Genomic DNA, 21,227 nt, shown 5'->3' with positions numbered 1-21,227 from the left:
GTCAGGGAATATTTGCTTTCCCGGGCTTGAAATAGGGGTATTGGCCCCCATTCATGTCTGCGAAAGCCATACTTTTTGGAGGATTCCCCATGACGGCACCCAACGAGCCTGTAGATCAGACGCCCGAAGTCGGCCAGAACGCCGATGCGGCCTCCGCCGCCGAGGACGCCCTGCAGGCCGAGCTGAACGAGTTGCGCGCCCAGCTGGACGCCGCCCAGGCTACCGTCAACGACCAGCAGGATCAGCTTTTGCGCATCCGGGCCGAAGCCGAGAACGTGCGCCGCCGCGCCCAGGAAGACGTGTCCAAGGCGCGCAAGTTCGGCATCGAGTCGTTCGCCGAAAGCCTGGTTCCGGTCAAGGACAGCCTGGAAGCGGCGCTGGCCCAGCCTGATCAAACCGTTGAAACGCTGCGCGAGGGCGTTGAAGTGACGCTCAAGCAATTGGCGGCCGGCTTCGAGCGCAACCTGCTCAAGGAAATCGCGCCGGCGCAGGGCGACAAGTTCGACCCGCACCAACACCAGGCCATTTCGTCCATTCCCGCCGAGCAGCCCGCCAATACCGTGGTGCAACTGCTGCAGAAGGGCTATGCCATCGCCGACCGGACCCTGCGCCCGGCCTTGGTGGTGGTGTCCGCCGGCCAGGGCTGAACAGGCCGCGCGCCATGACGGATCCCCGGTTCGATCCCGCCCAGGTTTTCCAGGTGTTCGGCATGCGCCATGTCGACACCGAGGGATTCGACGCGGCGGTGGTGCAGGCGCCGGGGACGGATCTGCGCTGCGTATTCCTGTGGGGCCAGGATTGCTACAACTGCAATCTTTTCAAGCAGGCGGCCCTGCTGCACCAGGATACGTTGCTGGGACTGGGCCTGACCTGGTTCGAGGCCGACGTCTACGCGGACGAAGCGCTGGGAAGGCGCTTTTCCCTGCACGGCGTCCCCACTTTTGTGCTGTACCGCGCCGGGAAGCGGCTGGGCCGTATCACCGGTTGGCCCGGCTTGCCGCAGTTCACCGCGGCCATGCACCGCCTGCAGGAAGCGGCTGTAGAAAATTCCGGCCAGGCGTCTTGAAAAACCCTGCGGGCAGCCCCAGTTATGTGGGGACAAGAAGTTTCTCCCTATTTTCATAGATTCAATCAAGGTAACCGACCATGAGCAAGATTATTGGCATTGACCTGGGCACGACCAACAGCTGCGTGGCTGTCATGGACGGCGGGCAGGTCAAAATCATTGAAAACGCGGAAGGCGCTCGCACCACCCCCTCCATCGTCGCCTACATGGACGATGGCGAGACCCTGGTCGGCGCGCCGGCCAAGCGCCAGGCTGTGACCAACCCGCGCAACACCCTGTACGCGGTGAAGCGCCTGATCGGCCGCAAGTTCGAGGAAAAGGCGGTGCAGAAGGACATCAACCTGATGCCCTATGCCATCGTCAAGGCCGACAACGGCGACGCCTGGGTGGAAGTGCGCGGCAAGAAGATGGCGCCTCCCCAAGTGTCGGCCGACGTGCTGCGCAAGATGAAGAAGACCGCCGAGGACTACCTGGGCGAAGAAGTGACCGAGGCCGTCATCACCGTGCCCGCCTACTTCAACGACAGCCAGCGCCAGGCCACCAAGGACGCCGGCCGCATCGCCGGCCTGGAAGTCAAGCGCATCATCAACGAACCCACCGCGGCGGCCCTGGCCTTCGGCCTGGACAAGCAGGAAAAGGGCGACCGCAAGATTGCCGTGTATGACCTGGGTGGCGGCACGTTTGACGTGTCGATCATCGAAATCGCCGATGTGGATGGCGAAAAGCAGTTTGAAGTGCTGTCGACCAACGGCGACACCTTCTTGGGCGGCGAAGACTTCGACCAGCGCATCATCGACTACATCATTGCCGAGTTCAAGAAGGAACAAGGCGTTGATCTGTCCAAGGACGTGCTGGCCCTGCAACGCCTGAAGGAAGCGGCCGAAAAGGCCAAGATCGAGCTGTCCTCGACGCAACAGACCGAAATCAACCTGCCGTACATCACGGCGGACGCCTCCGGTCCGAAGCACCTGAACCTGAAGATCACCCGCGCCAAGCTGGAAGCGCTGGTCGAAGAGCTGGTCGAACGCACGATCGAACCCTGCCGCGTGGCCATCAAGGACGCCGGCGTGAAGGTTTCCGACATCGACGACGTGATCCTGGTCGGCGGCATGACCCGCATGCCCAAGGTCCAGGAAAAGGTGAAGGAATTCTTCGGCAAGGATCCGCGCAAGGACGTGAACCCCGATGAAGCCGTCGCCGCTGGCGCCGCCATTCAAGGTTCCGTGCTGTCGGGCGACCGCAAGGACGTGCTGCTGCTGGACGTCACCCCCCTGTCCCTGGGCATCGAAACCCTGGGCGGCGTGATGACCAAGATGATCCAGAAGAACACGACCATCCCGACCCGGTTCTCGCAGACCTTCTCGACCGCTGACGACAACCAGCCGGCCGTGACGATCAAGGTGTTCCAGGGCGAGCGCGAAATCGCCGCGGGCAACAAGGCCCTGGGCGAGTTCAACCTCGAAGGGATTCCGCCGTCGCCTCGCGGCATGCCGCAGATCGAAGTCACGTTCGACATCGACGCCAACGGCATCCTGCACGTGTCGGCCAAGGACAAGGGCACCGGCAAGGAAAACAAGATCACCATCAAGGCCAACTCGGGTCTGTCGGAAGACGAGATCCAGCGCATGGTCAAGGATGCCGAGGCCAACGCCGAGGAAGATCACCGCGTCGCCGAACTGGCCCAGTCGCGCAACCAGGCCGATGCGCTGGTGCATGCCACCCGCAAATCGCTGACCGAGTATGGCGACAAGCTCGAGGCTTCCGAAAAGGAAGGCATCGAAGCCGCCATCAAGGAACTGGAAGACACGCTGAAGGACGGCGACAAGGCCGCGATCGACGCCAAGGTGGAAGCCTTGTCGACGGTTTCGCAGAAGCTGGGCGAAAAGATGTACGCCGACATGCAGGCGCAGCAAGCCGCCGGCCAGCAGCAAGCGGCCGATAATGCGAAGCCGGTGGACGACAATGTCGTCGACGCCGACTTCAAGGAAGTCAAGCGCGACCAATAATGGCCGGGCGCTGACCTGCCTCTGCCGCCCGGTAGCCGGAGAAATCCGCCTACCGGGCGTACTCATTCTGTAGCACTGAAAAGAAGGCTCGTTTTCGAGCCCACGGATCATGGCAAAACGTGACTATTACGAAGTCTTGGGCGTAGCGAAGAACGCCGCGGACGACGACCTCAAGAAGGCCTATCGAAAGCTGGCCATGAAGTACCATCCGGACCGCAACCCGGACAGCAAAGAGGCCGAAGAGAAGTTCAAGGAAGCCAAGGAAGCCTACGAGGTCCTGGGCGATGAGCAGAAGCGCGCCGCATACGACCGTTATGGCCACGCCGGCGTGGATCCCAACTCCGCCGGCATGGGTGGCGGCATGGGCGGCGGTTTTGCCGACGCCTTCGGCGATATCTTTGGCGAAATCTTCGGCGGCGGCGGCGGTGGTGGCCGCCGTGGCGGCGGCCCGCAGGTCTACCGCGGCGCCGACCTGAAGTACGCGCTGGAAATCACGCTGGAGCAGGCCGCCGCCGGTTTCGACACCGAGATCCGCGTGCCCAGCTGGGAACACTGCGACACCTGCCACGGTTCCGGCGCCAAGGCCGGCACCTCGCCCAAGACCTGCCGCACTTGCGGCGGCTCCGGCGCCGTGCGCATGCAGCAGGGTTTCTTCAGCGTGCAGCAGACCTGCCCGACCTGCCACGGCAACGGCAAGGAAATCACCGATCCGTGCCCAGCCTGCGACGGCGTGGGCCGCATCCGTCGCAACAAGACGCTGCAGGTCAAGATTCCTGCCGGCATCGACGACGGCATGCGCATCCGCTCCAGCGGCAATGGCGAGCCGGGCATCAACGGCGGCCCTCCGGGCGACCTGTATGTGGAAATCCACATCAAGCAGCACAAGATCTTCCAGCGCGACGGCGATGACCTGCACTGCGAGCTGACCATCCCGTTCACGTCGGCGGCGTTGGGCGGCGAGCTCCAGGTGCCGACGCTGGGCGGCAAGGCCGAGATCTCGATCCCCGAAGGCACGCAGTCGGGCAAGACCTTCCGCCTGCGCGGCAAGGGCATCCGCGGCGTGCGCGGCAGCTATCCGGGCGATCTCTACTGCCATGTGGTGGTGGAAACGCCGGTGCGCCTGAGCGACGACCAGAAGAACATCCTGCGCCAGTTCGAGGCTTCGCTGAACGATGGCGGCGACCGCCATTCGCCGCAAAGCAAGTCCTGGACCGACCGGGTGAAGGAATTCTTCAGCTGAATCGCCTGATGCAAGCAAGAAGGCCGCGACGTTGTCGCGGCCTTTTTTTCGTCTTGAGATAAGGCAAAGGCGCCGTTGCGGGAAGACCACGTGCGCAAATGAAAAGACCGCGGCGCGAGCCGCGGTCCGGGTGCTGCTACTACAACTGCGATCACTGCTATTGCTACTGCGGTTACTGCAACTGCTGCATCAACTTCAACTTCTACTGCAACTTCAACAGCTACTTCAACAGCTACTTCTACTGCTACATCGACCGCTGCTGTCGCCGGTAAAAACCGGCCTCAGACCATGATGCCGTCCGAGGCCGGCCGGGCCACAGCAAGCAGCTCACCGGGTGATCGGCGGGTACTCGAGCTCGCCGAACGTGTATTGGCCGCTGGCCTTGGCTTGCGCCAGTTCCTGCTGGACGTCAGCGCGCGTCTTGGCGCTGGCGGGGGCGGACACGGCCGCCGGGTATTCCAGTTCGCCAAACGTGTATTGGCCGCTGATCTTGGCTTGTTGCAGCTGGGCTTGCACTTCTTGCGAGCTCAGGCCAGTGGTCTGGGGCAGGGCGGGCGGGTAGTCCAGTTCGCCGAAGGTGTACTGGCCGCTGATCTTGGCTTGCTGCAGTTCGGTGGCGACCTGGGCGCTGCTCTTGGCTTGTTCCACGCCGGCGGCTTGGGCGCCAGCGCCAACCAGGGCCAGGGACAGCAGCAGGGTGGTGGTTAGGGTTTTCATGGTTAGACCTCCAATTCGTCTTAGTGGGGACCGAATCCGGCGGCCCTCCGTCGTGGTTCGTTGTTTGTTCCCGATGACTGAATTCTGCTCGTTATCTCACCTGGGATAAACCCGTATATCTTGAAAACATCTTTCCAAATAATCGAGTAATCCAGTTTGCTAATTCGATTTCACCCATTTTTGGCATAGTCGAGGCGATGCCAAGTGAATTTTGGTGAGCTGGCCGAGACCGGCGAAATGAAAAAAAGCCCCGCCGTAGCGGGGCTTTCGAGGTTGGCTGGGTTGCTCAGGGTGCCGGTTTCTTCTTGAAGTCGCCGGCAACCGCCGTGCTGAAGCCGTCCGCGCGCAGACTCTTGCGCAAGGCGGCATTGACCGATTCGGCGGTCAGCGCGGAGATCTTCTTGTCCATCTCGGCCGACCAGGCGAAAGTGCGGCCGCGCTGCATGTAATCCAGCCAGGTGCCGGCCAGGATGTCGTCCTGGGCGCGGGCCAGGTTGCGGTAATTCAGCAAGGCCGTGATGCCGTCCGAGATCTCCTTGTCCGAGAAACCGTCCTGCAGCACGCGTGCCAGTTCCTCGCCGATCGCCTTTTCCAGGCGCTCGCGGTTTTGCGGGGCGTAGATGGCGTACATGGTCCAGCTGGCGGAAGGTTCGAACGACGAGACCGACAGCGAGCTGCGCACGTTGTACGACAGGCCTTCGGTTTCGCGCACGCGGTTCCAGAGGCGCGAGGTTTCGGATGCACCGAACAGGTAGTTGGCCAGATACAGCGCGGCGTAGTCAGGGTCCGTATCCTGCAGCTTCAGCGGCATGCGCGAGATGTAGAACGCATTGGCTTTGTCGGGCGTTTCGATGTCGAACTGCTTGGCGGGAATGTCGCGGTACGGATTGGGCACGCGGGTGTAGGCGGGCGCCTTCTTCCAGCCGGCCAGTCCGGTCTTGAGCGCGTTTTCCACGGCTGCAGGTTCGAAATCGCCCACCGCCGAGTACTCGATGTTGCCGGCGCCGTAGAACTTGGAGTGGAACTTGACCAGGGCGTCGCGGTTCAGCCCGCGCACGCCGGCCAGCGATTCCTCGAAGGTCGGCACGTAGCGCAGGTCATTGGCAGGCCACGGGTTGTCCTGGCGTGCCAGGGCGCGTCCGGCCAGCGCCGAGGGCTCGGTCATGGCGTTCTGGATCGAGGTTTCGAGCTGGCGCTGGTATTCCTCGAGCTGTTCCTTGGGGAAATTGGCGTTGCGCACGATGTCCAGCGCCAGGGCGGTGAGTTCGGGCAGGTTTTCGGCCTTGGTCGACATGGCGATCTTGAGCGTGGTGCCGCCGCCGCTGAAGCCCAGTTCCGCCTGCAGCTTATCGAGGCGGTCCTGGATGTCCTGGCGCGACAGCTTGGCCGTGCCGCGGGTCAACAGGTCGGCGACGGCACTGGAGTTCACGCGTTGGCCGAGCAGGTCTTTTTCATTGCCGAACTGGATGAGCATTTGTGCCTGCACCCGGTTGCCGCGGGTGGCCTTGGGCAAGAGCGCCAATTGCACGGTGCCGTTGGGCAGGTCCAGCTTCTTGCGCTGCGTCAGCTTGTCGATGTTCTCGGGAGTGGGATCGAAGGCCGAGGCCGCCTTGAAGTCCGGATCGCCCTTGTAGTCCTTGAAGACGGCCGTCAAGTCCACGCGTTGTTCTTGCGGTGCGCGCACGGGCTTCTCGGTGGGGATGTAGCGGCCTTCGATGCTGTTGCTCTGGACCAGGTAGGTGGTCGCGGCGCGTTGCACCTCGGCCAGCGTGGCCTTGCGGGCGCGGTCGCGCTGCAGGAAGAACAGGCGCCAGTCGCCAGCGGCGATGGCTTCGGACAGCGCCACGCCGACCTGTTCAGGGTCGCTATAGGTCTGTTCCCAGGCCGTCAGCCACTTGCTGCGGGCGCGGTCCAGTTCCTGCTGGGTGAATGGCTTCTTGTTCAGGGATTCCAGCGTGCCGGTCAGCGCCTTCATGGCGGCGTCCAGGCTCTTGCCCGGCGTCAGTTGGGCAGCGAACATCGCCAGGCCCGGGTCCAGGTTTTCCATGGTGAAGCCGAACACGCCCGAGGCCAGCTTGGTCGGGACCAGGGCGTGGTAGAGACGGCCCGAGGGCGTATCTGCCAGGATGGTGGCGGCCAGGTCCAGCGGCACGAAATCGGCGCTGCCGGCGGCCGGGATGTGGTACATCGCCGCGACCAGCGGCGTGCCGCCAGCGCGGCGCAGCGTCACCGAGCGTTCGCCGTCCTGCGCGGGTTCGACGGTGTACTCGGGCGGCAGCTTGCGTTCGGGCTTGGGCAGCTTGCCCAGCGTTTCCTCGATATCGGCCAGCGTGGCCTGCGGGTCGAACTTGCCCGCCACGATCAGCACGGCGTTATCGGGCTGGTAATACTCATGATAGAAGGCGCGCAACTGGCCGATGTCCACGTTCTCGACGTCGGAGCGGGCGCCGATGGTGTTCTTGCCGTAGCTGTGCCACTGGAAGGCCGCCGACTGCATCTTCTGCATCAGGATGCGGAAGGGGCTGTTTTCGCCGCTTTCCATTTCGTTGCGGACCACGGTCATTTCCGAGTCCAGGTCTTCCTTGGCGATCAGGGAATTGACCATGGCGTCGGCCTGCCAGCCCAGGTACCACTTGAGCGTGTCGGGGTTGGCGGCGAAGCTGGCGAAATAATTGGTGCGGTCGCTGGAGGTCGAGCCGTTGGCCTGCAGGCCGCGGCGCGAGAACTCGCCCATGGCATTGCGGGTGGTGGAGGTGCCCTTGAACAGCATGTGTTCCAGCAGATGCGCCATGCCCGTCTGGCCGTAGTTCTCGTTGCGCGAGCCCACCAGGTAGGTCATGTTGACGGTGGTGGACGGCTTGGATTCGTCGGGAACCAGCAGCACTCTCAGGCCGTTGGCCAGGCGGTATTCGGTGATGCCTTCAATCGAGGCGGCCTCCGAGACGCCCGCCGGCAGGCTGGCGGCGCCGGCCTGGAAGGCCAGGAAGGAGGAAAACAGCAGCACGCTCAGCGGGCGCGGCAGCTTCGACAGGGACAAGCGCATGGCAGAAAATTCCTTTGGCATGGCAGAATCCGTTGGAGTGTATACGTTGGCAATGGTTCAGGGGCTGCGGGGCGGCCGTTATCGCGGCGCACGGCCCGGGACCGCAATGCAAGGAAGTCCGCTATGTCCCTATCCCTGGAAGTCGAAACGCCGCGCCTGGTGCTGCGCCAATGGCGTGCCGCCGACCGTGAACCTTTCGCGGCGCTGAACCAGGATCCCCGCGTCACCGAATACCTGCTGCCGCTGACCCAGGACGAGAGCGATGCGCTCGCCGACAGATTGGCCGCAGGCATCGACGAGCATGGCTGGGGCTTCTGGGCCGTGGAGGCGCCGGAGGTGGCGCCCTTCATCGGCTTTGTCGGCATCAAGCCGCTGGCGCCCGCACTGCCGTTCGCGCCCGGCGTGGAGATCGGCTGGCGCCTGGCGCAACGGCATTGGGGCAAGGGCTACGCCAGCGAGGCGGCCGAGGCGGCCTTGCGGGCGGGGTTCGAGCAGGTGGGGCTGGACGAGATCGTGGCCTTCACGGCCACGGGCAACCTGCGCTCGCGCGCGGTGATGGACCGGTTGGGCATGAAAGAGGACCGGGATGGCTTCGACCATCCCGCCGTGCCACAGGGGCATCCGCTGCGTCGGCACGTGTTGTACCGGATCGGTCGCGGGGGCTGGTACGGGCGGGAAAACGGTGACGCAGACGCAGGCGCTGCGCCGGTTGCAGCGGCATAAGCCGCTGAGAATGCCGCCAATTCAATATGTTGCGATGCAACATGACGAAACCCCGGGCTGATTTGAGGTCTCCGGGTCCGCGGGTGTAAGCTTTTCAGGACGCAGTACCAGTTGCAGACGGGATGCGCGACAGCCCGCTCACAGGCTTCCCGTCCAACGCCAGACGCCACTTCTTGCACGGCGTCGGTGCTTGTCGTTCGCGCCTTCGCCGCCGGCATCCTGCCGGCGCATTTACCGGAGGAACGACCCATGCTGACCGAGATCGTCACGCGTGCCTTGTCTCAATTGACCGGCAGCTCCATGAGCGGCGACGGGATCAAAGGACAGTTTCAGTACGCCTATGCCAGTGATGACGGCCAATTCGTGGCCATACTGACCCATGACATGACCACCTATGTGGTGGACCTGACCACACAACGATATTTTGCGGAGTGCGGCGGCTCGCCACGGGGCTTTGCCGGGCACGTGCTGGAAATGGAAGGCGCGGCGGCGCGCAGCCATCCCTGGCCCGCTGCCAACGACCTGTTCGATCTGGATATGGATGCGGACGAGCTTGCCTGGCGCAGTTGCCCTGGCCTGCGCCGCGAACCCCCCAACCGATCTGCGGAGAGCCGCGCCGCCTGAGAGTGGCCAGAAGCGGCAACACCTAACTGAACCGGCGGCTCCGCCGGTTTTTTTTGCCCGCAAGCAGCGCGGGCCGAACGCCCGCAAGGCCGTGCTGCTCGCTACAATTTGCGCCATGACTACGCACGCCGAAACCCGCGCGCCGGATGGCGCAACCCTGGTCGACTGCACGCATGCCCGCCATGCCGACCAGATACTGGCCATATTCAACGAGGCCATCGCCACGTCCACCGCGCTGTACGACTACAAGCCGCGTCCGCGCGAGGCGATGCAGGGATGGTTCCAGGCCAAGCAGCAGGGCGGTTTCCCGGTGGTGGGGTACGAGAACGCCGCCGGCGAGCTGATGGCCTTCGCCAGCTATGGCACCTTCCGCGCCTGGCCGGCCTTCAAGTACTCGGTGGAGCATTCCGTGTATGTAGACGGGCGCTTCCGCGGACGGGGCTTGGGCGAGGCGCTGATGCAGGTGCTGATCCAGCGGGCGCGCGCCAATCAGGTGCACGTGCTGGTCGGCGGCATCGATGCGAGCAACCAGGGCAGCATCCGCCTGCACGAGAAGCTGGGCTTCAAGCATGCCGGCACCATCCGCGAGGCCGGCTTCAAGTTCGGGCGCTGGCTGGACCTGGCGTTCTATCAATTGACGCTGGATACGCCTGAGCAGCCTGTCGACGGCTGAACCTTCGCCGTCGGACCGTCCTACTTCGATAGCACGCGCATGGCCTGTTCCAGGCCGGCGACCGTCACGGGGTACATGCGGCCCTGCATGATGTCGCGCATCAGCGCGATGGATTGGCGGTACTGCCAGGACGCGGTGGGCTCGGGGTTGAGCCAGACCGATTTGGGCCACGCGTCCAGCAAACGGCGCATCCATTCGGCGCCGGGCTCCTTGTTGTAGTGCTCGACGGAACCGCCCGGCTGCAGGATTTCGTAGGGGCTCATGGTGGCGTCGCCGACGATGATCAGGCGCCAGTCCGGGTTGTACTTGCGCAGCACGTCCCAGGTGTCGAAGCGTTCGTTCTGGCGTCTGCGGTTGCTTTGCCACAGGCTTTCGTACGGGCAGTTGTGGAAGTAGTAGACCTCCAGGTTGCGGAACTCGCTGCGCGCCGCCGAGAACAGTTCCTCGACTCGCCCGATGTGGTCGTCCATGCTGCCGCCCACGTCCAGCAGCATCAGCACCTTCACGGTGTTGTGGCGTTCCGGCACCATGCGCAGGTCCAGGTGGCCGGCATTGCGCGCGGTGCTGGCGATGGTGTCGTCCAGGTCCAGCTCCATTTCCGCGCCTTGCCTTGCGAAGCGCCGCAGGCGGCGCAGAGCCACCTTGAAGTTGCGCGTGCCCAGTTCGACCTGGTCGTCGTAGTCCTTGAACTGGCGCATGTCCCAGACCTTGACCGCGCTGCGGTTGCCGGCCGAGTCGCCGCCCACGCGGATGCCCTCGGGGTGGTAGCCGCCATTGCCGAACGGCGAGGTGCCGCCAGTGCCGATCCATTTGCTGCCGCCGGCATGGCGTTCCTTCTGTTCTTCCAGGCGCTCCTTGAAGAGCTCCATCAGCTTGTCCCAGCCGTGCTTTTCGATCGCGGCCTTCTCTTCCGGAGTCAGGCTTTTCTCGAACTGCTTGATGAGCCAGTCCAGCGGGATTTCCTTGCCCGCGGGCAGGGCGGCCGAGATGCCTTTGTAGTAGGCGCCGAAGGCCTTGTCGTAGCGGTCGTAGAGCGCCTCGTCCTTGACCAGCGTGGCGCGCGCCAGGAAGTAGAACTCGTCCAGCGTGGGCGCCATGAGGTCCTGGCGCAGGGCGTCCACCAGGGTCAGGTATTCCTTGACCGAGACGGGCAGCTTGTGCGCCCGGAGGTGGTAGAAGAAATCGATCAGCATTTGCGGGCCGCCGGTAGCTGGTGGTGGCTCAGCGGCGCTGGCCGCCGCGCGTCATGGCCGCCAGGCGTTCCAGCAAGTGCACGTCCTGCTCGTTCTTGAGCAGCGCGCCGGCCATCAGCGGCACGGCGGTGGCGGTGTGCGCGTCGATTTCGGCGGCGGTCGAGCCCTCGGCCAGCAGCAGGCGCAGCCAGTCCAGCAGTTCCGAGGTGGACGGCTTTTTCTTCAGGCCCGGCGCATCGCGCAGCGCGAAGAACGTGTCCAGCGCGGCGCGCAGCACTTCCTGCTTCAGGTGCGGATAGTGCACCGCCACGATGTCGCGCATGGTTTCGCGGTCGGGGAAGCGGATGTAGTGGAAGAAGCAGCGGCGCAGGAAGGCGTCCGGCAGGTCTTTTTCGTTGTTGGACGTGATGATGACCAGCGGACGGTGCCGCGCCGCGATGGTCTCGCGCGTTTCGTACACGTAGAATTCCATGCGGTCCAGCTCGCGCAGCAGGTCGTTGGGGAATTCGATGTCGGCCTTGTCGATCTCGTCGATCAGCAGCACCACCGGCTCCGGCGACTGGAAGGCCTGCCACAGCGTGCCCTGCACGATGTAGTTGCGGATGTCGCGGACTTTTTCGTCGCCCAGCTGCGAGTCGCGCAGGCGCGACACGGCGTCGTACTCATACAGGCCCTGGTGGGCCTTGGTGGTGGACTTGATGTGCCATTGCAGCAGCGGCCGGCCCAGCGCGCGCGCCACTTCCTCCGCGAGCATGGTCTTGCCGGTGCCGGGTTCGCCCTTGATCAGGAGCGGGCGCTGCAAGGTGAGGGCGGCGTTGACCGCGAGTTTCAGGTCATCGGTTGCGACATAGTTGTCGGTCCCGTCGAAGCGGTCTGGCGAGGCGGAAGTAGCGGACTGGGCTGCGGACATGGTCTGATGGCTTCTGAGATTTGATGGTGATCAATACCATCGTAAGGTATTAATCCTGAGCAATTATCGTACAATCAGGCGGTTTTGCTTTGGGTTCGACCCGCAACGTGTTTGCCGAGGGCCTTTTCGTGTGAGCAGGCCCTAGTCCTTAGCCATACCAAGAAGAGTCATTCCAATGAAGTTGCGAACCTCTCTGAAGTGCACGGTATCCGTGTTGGCCGCGTTGGCATCCTGTGCGATCGCCGGCCAGTCTGTTGCTGCAGACGCAGCAGTGGTCGGTAATGTCCAGAATGCCCGCGACAAGGTTTCCATGTGCATCGGTTGCCACGGCATCGAAGGCTACAAGGCGACGTTTCCCGAGCTGTACCACGTGCCGATGATCGCTGGGCAGAATGCCAAGTACATCGAAACCGCCCTCAACGAGTACAAGAAAGGCGCGCGCAGCCATCCCACGATGGACGCCATCGCCGGCAGCCTGTCCGACCAGGACATCGCCGACCTGGCCGCGTACTACTCGAATCTCAAGTAAGGGGGCAAACACATGAATCGCTACATGCTTGCCCTTGCGGGCGCGACCCTGGCCGTGACGGGCGTAGCCGCCCAGGCGCAGGACCTGACTGCCGGCAAGGCCGTCTTCGATAAATTCAATTGCGCTTCCTGCCATGGCGCGGACGCCAAGACCGCTGTGGATCCGGCCTATCCGACCCTGGCCGGGCAGCACGCGGACTACCTGGTCCATGCGCTGAAGGCCTACAAGCGGGGCGCCTCGGGCAGTGCGGCCACGGCCAACGTGCGCAAGAACCCCATCATGGGCGCCTTCGCGACCCAGCTGTCCGACCAGGACATCTCCAACGTGGCTGCGTGGCTGTCGGCGCAGCCGAGCGACTTGGGCGTGCGCAAGTAAGCCGTCCTGGCAGGTCCTGAAAACAGGAAAGCCCTCGATCCGAGGGCTTTTCTTCTTTGGGCGGACGCCGCGCTCAGCGGCTGGCGCGCTGGCGGATCAGATCGATGTAGGTGTCGCTGTCCAGCGGAGTGCCCAGGCGCTGCGCTTCCCAGACCACCTGACCCAGGCATTCCATGATTTCATGCGCCGCGTGGTGGGCGTCACTGCGCGCCACCAGTTGCTGGTATGCGCTTCGGATCCCGGGCGGATGGTCGATGGACAACTGCTCGGCGATGGCCAGATGCATGGAAAGGTGCAGAAAGGGATTGGTTCGACCCTTTTCCACTGCGTATTCGGCTGTCATGGCCTCGGGGTTTTCCAGGTCGCCGTGGTATTCGGGATGTTCGATGATCCAGTCCAGCGCGATGGCCTCGAGCGGCGTCAGCACCTCGGAAGCGCGGTGTTTGCGCCAGGTTTCGATAAAGAATTCGCGGACTTGGTCGCGGGAGGGATTGAACATCTGAGAGGACGGAAAGCGGGCTGGTGATGCATTATTTTACCGCCGCGCGCGGCCCGTCAGGCCCGCCGGCCTTTTTGCGATATAGAATTGGTTGCTATCGGCCATCCAGTGCGCGGTTCCCGTGGGCGATCTTCCCCGCCGGAACGGACACTTCTCGATGCCGGCGCGTGCAGAAAAACCACTCGGAGCAAATGGAGCATTCATGTCCTACCAACATATCAAGGTTCCCGCTGGCGGCCAGAAGATCACGGTCAATGCTGATTTCTCGCTGAATGTGCCCGATCAGCCCATCGTCCCCTACATCGAAGGCGACGGCACGGGCGCTGACATCACCCCGGTGATGATCAAGGTCGTCGACGCGGCGGTGCAGAAGGCTTATGGCGGCAAGCGCAAGATCCACTGGATGGAAGTCTATGCCGGCGAGAAGGCCACCAAGGTCTACGGTCCGGACGTGTGGCTGCCCGACGAGACCCTGGAAGTCGTCAAGGATTATGTGGTGTCGATCAAAGGACCGCTGACCACGCCGGTCGGCGGCGGCATCCGTTCGCTGAACGTGGCCCTGCGCCAGCAGCTGGACCTGTACGTCTGCCTGCGCCCGGTGGCGTACTTCAAGGGCGTGCCCTCGCCGGTGCGCGAACCCGAAAAGACCAATATGGTGATCTTCCGCGAGAACTCGGAAGACATCTACGCCGGCATCGAATACATGGCCGAAAGCGAGCAGGCCAAGGAACTGATCCAGTTCCTGCAGACCAAGCTCGGCGTGAAGAAGATCCGTTTCCCGAACACCTCGTCCATCGGCATCAAGCCGGTGTCGCGCGAAGGCACCGAGCGCCTGGTGCGCAAGGCCGCGCAGTACGTCATCGACAATGACCGCACGTCGCTGACCCTGGTGCACAAGGGCAACATCATGAAGTTCACGGAAGGCGGCTTCCGCGACTGGGGCTATGCGCTGCTGCAAAAGGAATTTGGCGCCACGCTGATCGACGGCGGCCCGTGGTGCAAGTTCAAGAACCCGAAGACGGGCCGCGAGATCATCGTCAAGGACGTGATCGCCGACGCTTTCCTGCAGCAGATCCTGCTGCGTCCGGCCGAGTACGACGTGATCGCCACCCTGAACCTGAACGGTGACTACATCTCGGACGCGCTGGCCGCGCAAGTGGGCGGCATCGGCATCGCCCCGGGCGCCAACCTGTCCGACTCGGTCGCCATGTTCGAAGCCACCCACGGCACCGCGCCGAAGTACGCCGGCAAGGACTACGTGAACCCCGGTTCCGAAATCCTGTCGGCCGAAATGATGCTGCGCCACATGGGCTGGACCGAAGCCGCCGACCTGATCATCTCCAGCATGGAGAAATCCATTCTGTCCAAGAAGGTCACGTACGACTTCGCCCGTTTGCTGGAAGGCGCGACCCAGGTGTCGTGCTCGGGTTTTGGTCAGGTGATGATCGAAAACATGTAATGACTTGGGCGGCCCAAAGCCGCGGCCATGAAAAAACGCAAGGCAAGCGCGCCTTGCGTTTTTTTTATGGGTCTTGCGCTAGATCAAGTTCGCCTTGCGGACTTGGTAAAAGCCCTGGTGCTGTCCCTTATTCTGACGATACGCATATATAAATCGTCACATTCTGCCTTGATTGGTTTCAAGGACGAATGAAATTGGATAAGAGGGACTATGAAAAATTCCAGCTTGCGCAGGGAGCTGCTGTGGTTTGTGTTCGCGATCGGCGTCGTTGTGCTGACCTTGGGCGCCTGGGATGCCTGGGAGCGCCGCGGCGAGATGGTAGCCGAGCGCAAGACCGAGCTGCGTCACGTCCTGGACTTGGCCGCCGGCATCGTGCGCAACGGCAAACAGAGCGTGCGCGAGGGCATGCCTCTGGATGAGGCCAAGCGCAACGTGGCACGCCGGCTGGCGCAGTTGCGCTATGGCCAGGACGGCTACGTCGGCGCCTTCAGCGACGGTTACGACCTGCTGGTGCACCCCGATCCCAAGCTGGTAGGCACCAATGTGAGGTCGGTCAAGGACAGCGAGGGCCAGCCGATCTTCGAGCATCTCTATGCCCAGGGCAAGGCCGGCGGCGGCTATGCGCGCTACCTGTTTCCGCGGCCCGGAACGGAGCAGGCGCTGCCCAAGATCAGCTACGCCGCCTACGATGCCGAATGGGGTTGGCTGCTGTTCACGGGCCTGTACGTCGACGACGTCGACCAGGCGTTCTACGCCACCTTGTGGCGGCAGGGCGGGGTGACGCTTGGCCTCCTGGTCCTGCTGCTGGCGGCGGCGTTGCGTTTCTTCCGCACGCACGTGCTCGGGCCGTTGGACCAGGCGGTGGCGGTATGCGAACGCGTGGCAAATGGCGATCTGTCCGGCAGCGTGCCGCGCAATCAGCGCGGCGAGATCGGCCGCCTGTTCGACGCCTTGGCGCGGATGCAGGAACGCCTGGGCGCGGCGGTGCGCAGCATCGTGCATTCCACCGCCTCCATTGCCGCAGCCTCGCGGCAGATCGCGGCGGGCAGCATGGACCTGTCGGACCGCACCGAGAAACAGGCCGCCGCTCTGGAGCAGACGGCCGCCAGCGTGGAGCAGATCACCGCGACCGCGCAGCAAAGTGCGGAGCACGTGCGCGAGGTCAGCTCGCTGGCCGGCGGGGCGGCGCAACTGGCGCGCCAGGGCAGCGACGAGACCCAGCACGCCATCGACGCCATGCGCGAGATCTCGCAGAGCTCGCAGCGCATCGACGAGATCATCCGGCTGATCGACGAGATCGCGTTCCAGACCAATATCCTGGCGCTGAACGCCGCCGTGGAAGCGGCAAGGGCTGGAGAGCAGGGCCGGGGCTTCGCGGTGGTGGCCGGCGAGGTGCGCGCGCTGGCTCAGCGCTCGGCTACCGCCGCCAAGGAAATCAAGACGCTGATCGAAGCGTCGGCAGGCTCGGTGGCGCGCGGCAGCCAGCGCGTCGAGCAGGCCAGCGCGACCATGGCCAGCGTGCTGGAGTCGGCCGCCACCAGCGCGCCGCTGATGGGCGAGATTGCCACCGCGTCGGCCGAGCAGAGCGTGGGCATCGAACAGATCAACCAGGCCGTGACGCATCTGGATGGCGTGACGCAGCAGAATGCAGCGCTGGTCGAGGAGTTCGCCGCGTCGGCCGCCGCCCTGCGCGATCAGGCGGGCGAACTGGCCAACGCGGTGTCCGTCTTCAGGCTGTCTGCAGCCGGCTAGGCGAGCCCTGCACCACGCTCATGGCTCGCTGCAGGCGCTGTCCCAGTTCGCGGCTGGCGCTGGTCATGGGCATGCGCAGTTCGTCGGCAATCAGCCCCTGCATGGCCAGGGCGCGCTTGATGGGCGCGGGGTTGGGTTCGGCAAACAGCAGGCGTATCAGGCCGCGCAGCGGCTCGAACAGTTCGCGCGCGGCCTCTGCGTGGCCGTCACGGGCCAGCTGCATGACCTCGACATAGCGCTCGGGGTAGATGTGCGCGGCGGCCGGGATGGCGCCGCAACCTCCGGCCAGGAAGTGGTCCAGCAGCGCCAGATCCTCGCCGCATAGCGGGGCCAGCGCGCGGCGCTTGTTCAGCGCCGCCAGCACCGACGGGTTGCATTCCTTGACGGCGCTGAAGTTGGGCAGCGCGGCCAGCGCCTCCATGGTTTCGACCGTCATTGTCACGCCGGCGCGCTTGGGGATGTTGTACAGGATGATGGGCCGTTCCGTGGCCCAGGCGATCTGGCGGTAATGCCACAGAATGCCGGCCTGCGACGGGCCCAGGTAGTAGGGCGGCGGCACCAGATACCCGGCGGGCTGGTACTTGTCCAGGCGGCGGATCGCGGCCGCCACGCCGCGCGTGTCGACGCCGCCTGCGCCGAACACCAGCGGCAGCGCGTGCGGGTCGCTCGATATGGCTTCTATCATGTCGATCTTCTCCGGCATGCTGAGCAGATTGCCTTCGCCGGTGGAACCGAACAGCACCAGGCCGGCGATGCCCGCGTTGCGGTAGTAGCGCGCCAGCGCCTGGGCGGCGTCCAGGTCCACATAGCCGCCGCGCAGCGGCGTGACCATGGGCAGCCAGAGGCCCTCGAATGCGGTCTTGCGTGGCATGTCCATGGCTTATTGCACCGTCATTGCCTGGGCCGGACGCACGGCGCCGAACTCGGCGCGGGGCAGGCCGGACATCACCGCGTGCATCAAGACATCCAGCTGTCCGCGTTCGCATTGCAGCTGCAGCACGCTTTGCGCGTGGGCGTGATCCACCGACAGCACGTAAACGCCAATGCGATCACCCAGCGTGCGGTGCAGCGCCAGCCGCACGTTCAGCGCGTCCAGCGTATCAATCCTGATGGTCAGCGCGACCAGGTCGGCACGGAGTCGCGCGCGTTGCGCGGGCAGGATGCCGGGCATGGGGGAAGGACGGGTTTGCAGGCGGGGGATCATGGCGGGAGAGCGGGGCGGAGACGTCGCTTGCGGCGTTCCGGGGATCCGGTTGGTTGATGACGCTTCCACTATAGGAAGCGCGCCATAAATCCTGCCGATAAAAGCGGACGCGGCGCGTAAAAAACGCGTCAACGTCCGGTTGCGGTCAGAAGGTCTTGGTCAGTGACAGCAGGCCCGTCGCCCGGCCCATGTCGCGGCCGCGCGTATTGGTGTAGACGGCACGGTCGGCGTTGGTGTCCAGATAGGCCAGCGATACCGACAGGCCTTGGCCGAAGTCCTTCGTCAGGCCCAGTTTCCAGTCCGTGTAGTCGGCGTTGTCGACGTTGCGCACCAGTTGCCGGCCGACGTGCGCATTGAGCGTCAGGCCCCACACGCCCGTGTCGAAGTTGCCGGACAGGTCGAAATACTGGCTGTGCTTGCTGTCCGCGAAACCGAACAGATTGGTCATCGCGATGGAGTACTTGAACATCAGCGGTCCATAGCCGATGCCGGCGTACAGCTCGGTGGTGTCGGGGCTGGTGTAGCCCGACGGATAGTCGCCGGGATAGTAGTACTGCAGGATGCCCAGGTCGACGGGAACGTCCTGCGCAAGATTGCCCTTGTAGCCGCCATAGAAGTCCATTTCGACGGGGGCGGAGACCTCGCTGTTGCTGTCGTTGAGCCAGCTGATGCTGGAGTTCCAGTTGCCCAGGTAGAAGCCGCTGGCGTGGACCAGGTCGAACCCGCCCTGGATGGCCGGTTTGTTATTGCTTTGCATCAGGCCGCGATAGCGGTACTGGCTGGCCAACGTGAGATTGGCTGTCAGCGTGAAATCGGAAGCGGCCGGCGCTGCGTCCGTGGGCGCGTCGGCGGCCAGCGCGTGGCCGGCTTGAGCGGCGGACAGGGTCAGCAGCGCGAACGCGGCCAGGGTGTGGCGGGGCATGGGGAGGCTCCTGGTGTTGGATGGGATCGCAACAATAGGAGGAACGGCATAAAGCCCGAGACAAGACTTGCGGGCTGCGCGTAAACGCGGCGTCAATACGCGTCTGCGGCGCGCGCCTCAGCCCGCGAATCGGTAGCCCACGCCGATCTCGGTCAGCAGGTAGACGGGCTGGGCCGGGTCGGTTTCCAGCTTCTGACGCAGATGGCCCATGTAGATCCGCAGGTAGTGGTTGCTCTCGACGTGCGACGGCCCCCACACTTCGCGCAGCAATTCGCGGTGCGTCATGACCTTGCCGCGATGCGCCAGCAGCGCCGCCAGCAGCCGGTATTCCATGGCGGTCAGGTGCACGTGCTGGCCGCCGCGTTCGACCACGCGCTTGGCGAAGTCCACGCGGACGTCGCCGAAGCTGATTTCGGATGCGTTGCCGGCGCCGCCCCTGGCGTGCCGCCGCAGCAGCACGCGCAGGCGCGCCAGCAGTTCGCTGACGCCGAAGGGCTTGGTCAGGTAGTCATCCGCCCCGGCGTCCAGCGCGGCGACCTTGTCGGCCTCGGCGCTGCGCGCGGACAGCACCAGCACCGGTACTTCGGTCCAGCCGCGCAGTTCGCGGATCAAGGTCATGCCGTCCTCGTCCGGCAGCCCCAGGTCCAGCACCACCGCGTCGGGCTGCCGGGTGCCGGCCTCGATCAGGCCGCGCTTGACGGTATCGGCTTCGTGCACGACGCAGCCCTCGCTTTCCAGGGCCTGGCGTACGAAGCGCCGGATGTTGGCGTCGTCTTCAATGATGAGGACGGTGGGCTGGTAGTCGAACATGCGTGGCGGCGTTCAAGGAGTTTCGGATTGGATCGGGGGCGGCGTGCCCAGGGGCAGGGTGAAGACGAACTGCGCGCCGGACTCCTGGCCCGGCGTATGTTCGACCCAGATTTTCCCATGGTGGGCGGCGATGATGGCTTCGCAGACCGCAAGCCCCAGGCCGACGCCCGGTGTGGCGGACTCGCGGTCGCCGCGCGTGAATTTTTCGAAGATGCGGCGTTCCGCGCCCGGTGGCACGCCCGGCCCGTTGTCGCTGACGGCCACGCGCAGTTCGCCTTCGTGCACGTCCGCATGTACGCGCAGGGTACTGCCGGCAGGCGTGTACTTGGCCGCGTTCTCCAGCAGATTGCACAGCACCCGTTCGATCAACACGCCGTCGCACTCCACCAGCGGCAGTTGCGACAGGCTGTCCACGGCGACGCGGTGCGCGGCCAGCGGTTCGCGCATGGCGGCAAGCGAGGCGCCGACCAGCTCTTCGATCGATTGCCACTCCAGGCGCAGCGGCGTGTCGCGGTTCTGCAGCCGCGCCATGTCCAGCAGGTTGACGACCAGCGCGTGCATGCGTTGGGCCTGGTCGCGCATGGCGCGGATGGTGTCGTGGATGCCGGGCGGCAATGCCGCCTGCTCCCGCATCAGCGTGTCCGTCATGCCGACCAGGCTGGTCAGCGGGGTGCGCAGATCGTGCGATACGGCCGCCAGCAATGAGTTGCGCAGTTTCTCGGATTCCATGCTGACCAGCGCCTGCTGCGCCACTTCCACGTAGTGCAGGCGCTCCAGCGCGATGGCGATCAAGGTGGCGTAGGCCTCGATCTGGCGGCGCGAGTCGGGATTCAGGAACAGGCTGCGGCGCGGGGCGGCCAAGGCCAGCACGCCGCGCGTGCGCATCGGCGCCTTCAGCGGCAGGTAGAGCAAGTCGCTGTTGGACAGGGTGGCGGTGCCCGCGCCCGCGGGCTGTCCGTGGTCGTAGACCCATTGCGCCAGCGCCGACTCCAGCGGCGGCATGTCGTCGGCGGCGGGCGAGGCCAGCTTCAGCCTGTCGTCCAGCCCCAGGATATAGAGCGCGCAGCGCGAGCCGAAGGTGGCATGCACAAAGGCGCCGGCCAGGGTGACGATCTGCTCAGGCAGCAGGGCGGACGACAGTTCGCGCGCGAATTCGTAGAGGCTGCGCGCATCGGCTTCGCGCTTGACCGAGGCTTGCGCCTGCAGCCGCAGGCCGGCGGTGAGCTGGCCGATCAGCAGGCCCACGGACAGCAGCACGCCGAAGGTCAGCAGGTACTGCACGTCCGACACGGCGAAGGACGCCAGCGGCTGCACGAAGAAGAAATCGAATAGCCCGACGCTGATGACCGAGGCCAGCGCCGCCGGCCCGCGGCCGTGGCGCAGCGCCACGGCCACCACCGCCAGCAGGAACAGCATGACGATATTGGTCTGGTGCAGGGCCGGGAAGGCCAGCGCGGACAGCGCCGTGGCGGCGGCGCAGTA

21 protein-coding genes are annotated in these 21,227 nt (G+C 64.6%); 11 read left to right on the top strand and 10 right to left on the bottom strand.

Going from position 1 to position 21,227, the window contains the following annotated elements:
- Positions 1 to 89 precede the first annotated feature (89 nt).
- The 4 genes from grpE (at position 90) to dnaJ (ending at position 4,312) form a co-directional block, all read left to right on the top strand.
- On the top strand, positions 90 to 647 hold the full coding sequence (grpE, locus tag VIR09_RS13205) for a nucleotide exchange factor GrpE (protein WP_332013276.1): 558 nt from the start codon (positions 90 to 92) through the stop codon (positions 645 to 647).
- Positions 648 to 661: 14 nt separating this feature from the next.
- The gene (locus VIR09_RS13200; protein ID WP_332013275.1) at positions 662 to 1,066 is read left to right on the top strand and encodes a thioredoxin family protein; all 405 of its coding nucleotides are present in this window, start codon (positions 662 to 664) and stop codon (positions 1,064 to 1,066) included.
- An 80-nt stretch (positions 1,067 to 1,146) separates the two neighbouring features.
- The gene (gene dnaK, locus VIR09_RS13195) at positions 1,147 to 3,072 is read left to right on the top strand and encodes a molecular chaperone DnaK (protein ID WP_332013274.1); all 1,926 of its coding nucleotides are present in this window, start codon (positions 1,147 to 1,149) and stop codon (positions 3,070 to 3,072) included.
- Positions 3,073 to 3,181: 109 nt separating this feature from the next.
- A complete protein-coding gene (gene dnaJ / locus VIR09_RS13190) occupies positions 3,182 to 4,312 on the top strand; it encodes a molecular chaperone DnaJ (protein WP_332013273.1) in 1,131 nt (376 codons plus the stop codon).
- A 327-nt stretch (positions 4,313 to 4,639) separates the two neighbouring features.
- On the opposite strand, the gene VIR09_RS13185 is transcribed toward dnaJ, so the two are convergent.
- Positions 4,640 to 5,029 (bottom strand): DUF4148 domain-containing protein, encoded by a 390-nt coding sequence (locus VIR09_RS13185; protein WP_332013272.1) that lies wholly within the window; start codon positions 5,027 to 5,029, stop codon positions 4,640 to 4,642.
- Between the two features lie 286 nt (positions 5,030 to 5,315).
- Positions 5,316 to 8,072 carry a pitrilysin family protein gene (locus VIR09_RS13180; RefSeq protein ID WP_332013271.1) on the bottom strand — a complete coding sequence of 919 codons (2,757 nt, stop codon included), beginning with the start codon at positions 8,070 to 8,072 and terminating at the stop codon, positions 5,316 to 5,318.
- A 123-nt stretch (positions 8,073 to 8,195) separates the two neighbouring features.
- Between VIR09_RS13180 and VIR09_RS13175 the strand changes: the two genes are divergently transcribed.
- The 3 genes from VIR09_RS13175 to VIR09_RS13165 all read left to right on the top strand — a co-directional run bounded on the left by VIR09_RS13175 (position 8,196) and on the right by VIR09_RS13165 (position 10,092).
- Positions 8,196 to 8,795, top strand: coding sequence for a GNAT family N-acetyltransferase (locus tag VIR09_RS13175; protein ID WP_332013270.1), 600 nt, complete (start codon positions 8,196 to 8,198; stop codon positions 8,793 to 8,795).
- 249 nt (positions 8,796 to 9,044) lie between these two features.
- The gene (locus tag VIR09_RS13170; RefSeq protein ID WP_332013269.1) at positions 9,045 to 9,419 is read left to right on the top strand and encodes a hypothetical protein; all 375 of its coding nucleotides are present in this window, start codon (positions 9,045 to 9,047) and stop codon (positions 9,417 to 9,419) included.
- 115 nt (positions 9,420 to 9,534) lie between these two features.
- The gene (locus tag VIR09_RS13165) at positions 9,535 to 10,092 is read left to right on the top strand and encodes an N-acetyltransferase family protein (protein WP_332013268.1); all 558 of its coding nucleotides are present in this window, start codon (positions 9,535 to 9,537) and stop codon (positions 10,090 to 10,092) included.
- A gap of 20 nt (positions 10,093 to 10,112) precedes the next feature.
- Here VIR09_RS13165 and VIR09_RS13160 read toward each other — a convergent pair whose 3' ends face one another.
- Positions 10,113 to 11,285, bottom strand: coding sequence for a VWA domain-containing protein (locus VIR09_RS13160; protein WP_332013267.1), 1,173 nt, complete (start codon positions 11,283 to 11,285; stop codon positions 10,113 to 10,115).
- A 28-nt stretch (positions 11,286 to 11,313) separates the two neighbouring features.
- Complete coding sequence (locus tag VIR09_RS13155; protein WP_332013266.1) at positions 11,314 to 12,195, bottom strand: MoxR family ATPase; 882 nt, start codon at positions 12,193 to 12,195, stop codon at positions 11,314 to 11,316.
- A gap of 175 nt (positions 12,196 to 12,370) precedes the next feature.
- On the opposite strand from VIR09_RS13155, the gene VIR09_RS13150 reads away from it, so the two are divergent.
- Together VIR09_RS13150 and VIR09_RS13145 are read left to right on the top strand one after the other, a co-directional pair.
- Positions 12,371 to 12,724, top strand: a complete 354-nt coding sequence (locus VIR09_RS13150; RefSeq protein ID WP_207470531.1) for a c-type cytochrome — start codon at positions 12,371 to 12,373, stop codon at positions 12,722 to 12,724.
- A 12-nt stretch (positions 12,725 to 12,736) separates the two neighbouring features.
- The gene (locus tag VIR09_RS13145; RefSeq protein ID WP_175205103.1) at positions 12,737 to 13,099 is read left to right on the top strand and encodes a c-type cytochrome; all 363 of its coding nucleotides are present in this window, start codon (positions 12,737 to 12,739) and stop codon (positions 13,097 to 13,099) included.
- A 73-nt stretch (positions 13,100 to 13,172) separates the two neighbouring features.
- On the opposite strand, the gene VIR09_RS13140 is transcribed toward VIR09_RS13145, so the two are convergent.
- Entirely contained in the window at positions 13,173 to 13,598 is a 426-nt protein-coding gene (locus VIR09_RS13140; protein WP_332013265.1) for a DUF1841 family protein, read from the bottom strand.
- A 202-nt stretch (positions 13,599 to 13,800) separates the two neighbouring features.
- On the opposite strand from VIR09_RS13140, the gene icd reads away from it, so the two are divergent.
- Both icd and VIR09_RS13130 read left to right on the top strand, forming a co-directional pair.
- Positions 13,801 to 15,057, top strand: coding sequence for an NADP-dependent isocitrate dehydrogenase (gene icd, locus VIR09_RS13135; RefSeq protein ID WP_332013264.1), 1,257 nt, complete (start codon positions 13,801 to 13,803; stop codon positions 15,055 to 15,057).
- 210 nt (positions 15,058 to 15,267) lie between these two features.
- Positions 15,268 to 16,809, top strand: a complete 1,542-nt coding sequence (locus VIR09_RS13130) for a methyl-accepting chemotaxis protein (protein ID WP_332013263.1) — start codon at positions 15,268 to 15,270, stop codon at positions 16,807 to 16,809.
- On the opposite strand, the gene VIR09_RS13125 is transcribed toward VIR09_RS13130, so the two are convergent.
- The 5 genes from VIR09_RS13125 to VIR09_RS13105 form a co-directional block, all read right to left on the bottom strand.
- Entirely contained in the window at positions 16,787 to 17,686 is a 900-nt protein-coding gene (locus VIR09_RS13125) for a 4-hydroxy-tetrahydrodipicolinate synthase (protein WP_332013262.1), read from the bottom strand. The two genes, VIR09_RS13130 and VIR09_RS13125, sit on opposite strands and share 23 nt — an antisense overlap.
- 3 nt (positions 17,687 to 17,689) lie before the next feature.
- Positions 17,690 to 18,013 (bottom strand): hypothetical protein, encoded by a 324-nt coding sequence (locus tag VIR09_RS13120; RefSeq protein WP_332013261.1) that lies wholly within the window; start codon positions 18,011 to 18,013, stop codon positions 17,690 to 17,692.
- Between the two features lie 145 nt (positions 18,014 to 18,158).
- Positions 18,159 to 18,935, bottom strand: coding sequence for a TorF family putative porin (locus VIR09_RS13115; protein ID WP_332013260.1), 777 nt, complete (start codon positions 18,933 to 18,935; stop codon positions 18,159 to 18,161).
- A gap of 117 nt (positions 18,936 to 19,052) precedes the next feature.
- The gene (gene kdpE, locus VIR09_RS13110) at positions 19,053 to 19,745 is read right to left on the bottom strand and encodes a two-component system response regulator KdpE (protein WP_332013259.1); all 693 of its coding nucleotides are present in this window, start codon (positions 19,743 to 19,745) and stop codon (positions 19,053 to 19,055) included.
- 12 nt (positions 19,746 to 19,757) lie between these two features.
- Positions 19,758 to 21,227: DUF4118 domain-containing protein (locus VIR09_RS13105; protein WP_332013258.1), on the bottom strand; the 1,470-nt coding region annotated here is incomplete at its 5' end.

Source organism: Achromobacter sp., from assembly GCF_036567245.1.
Lineage (GTDB): Bacteria > Pseudomonadota > Gammaproteobacteria > Burkholderiales > Burkholderiaceae_B > Achromobacter.
This window is presented reverse-complemented; position numbering and strand designations above follow the sequence as displayed.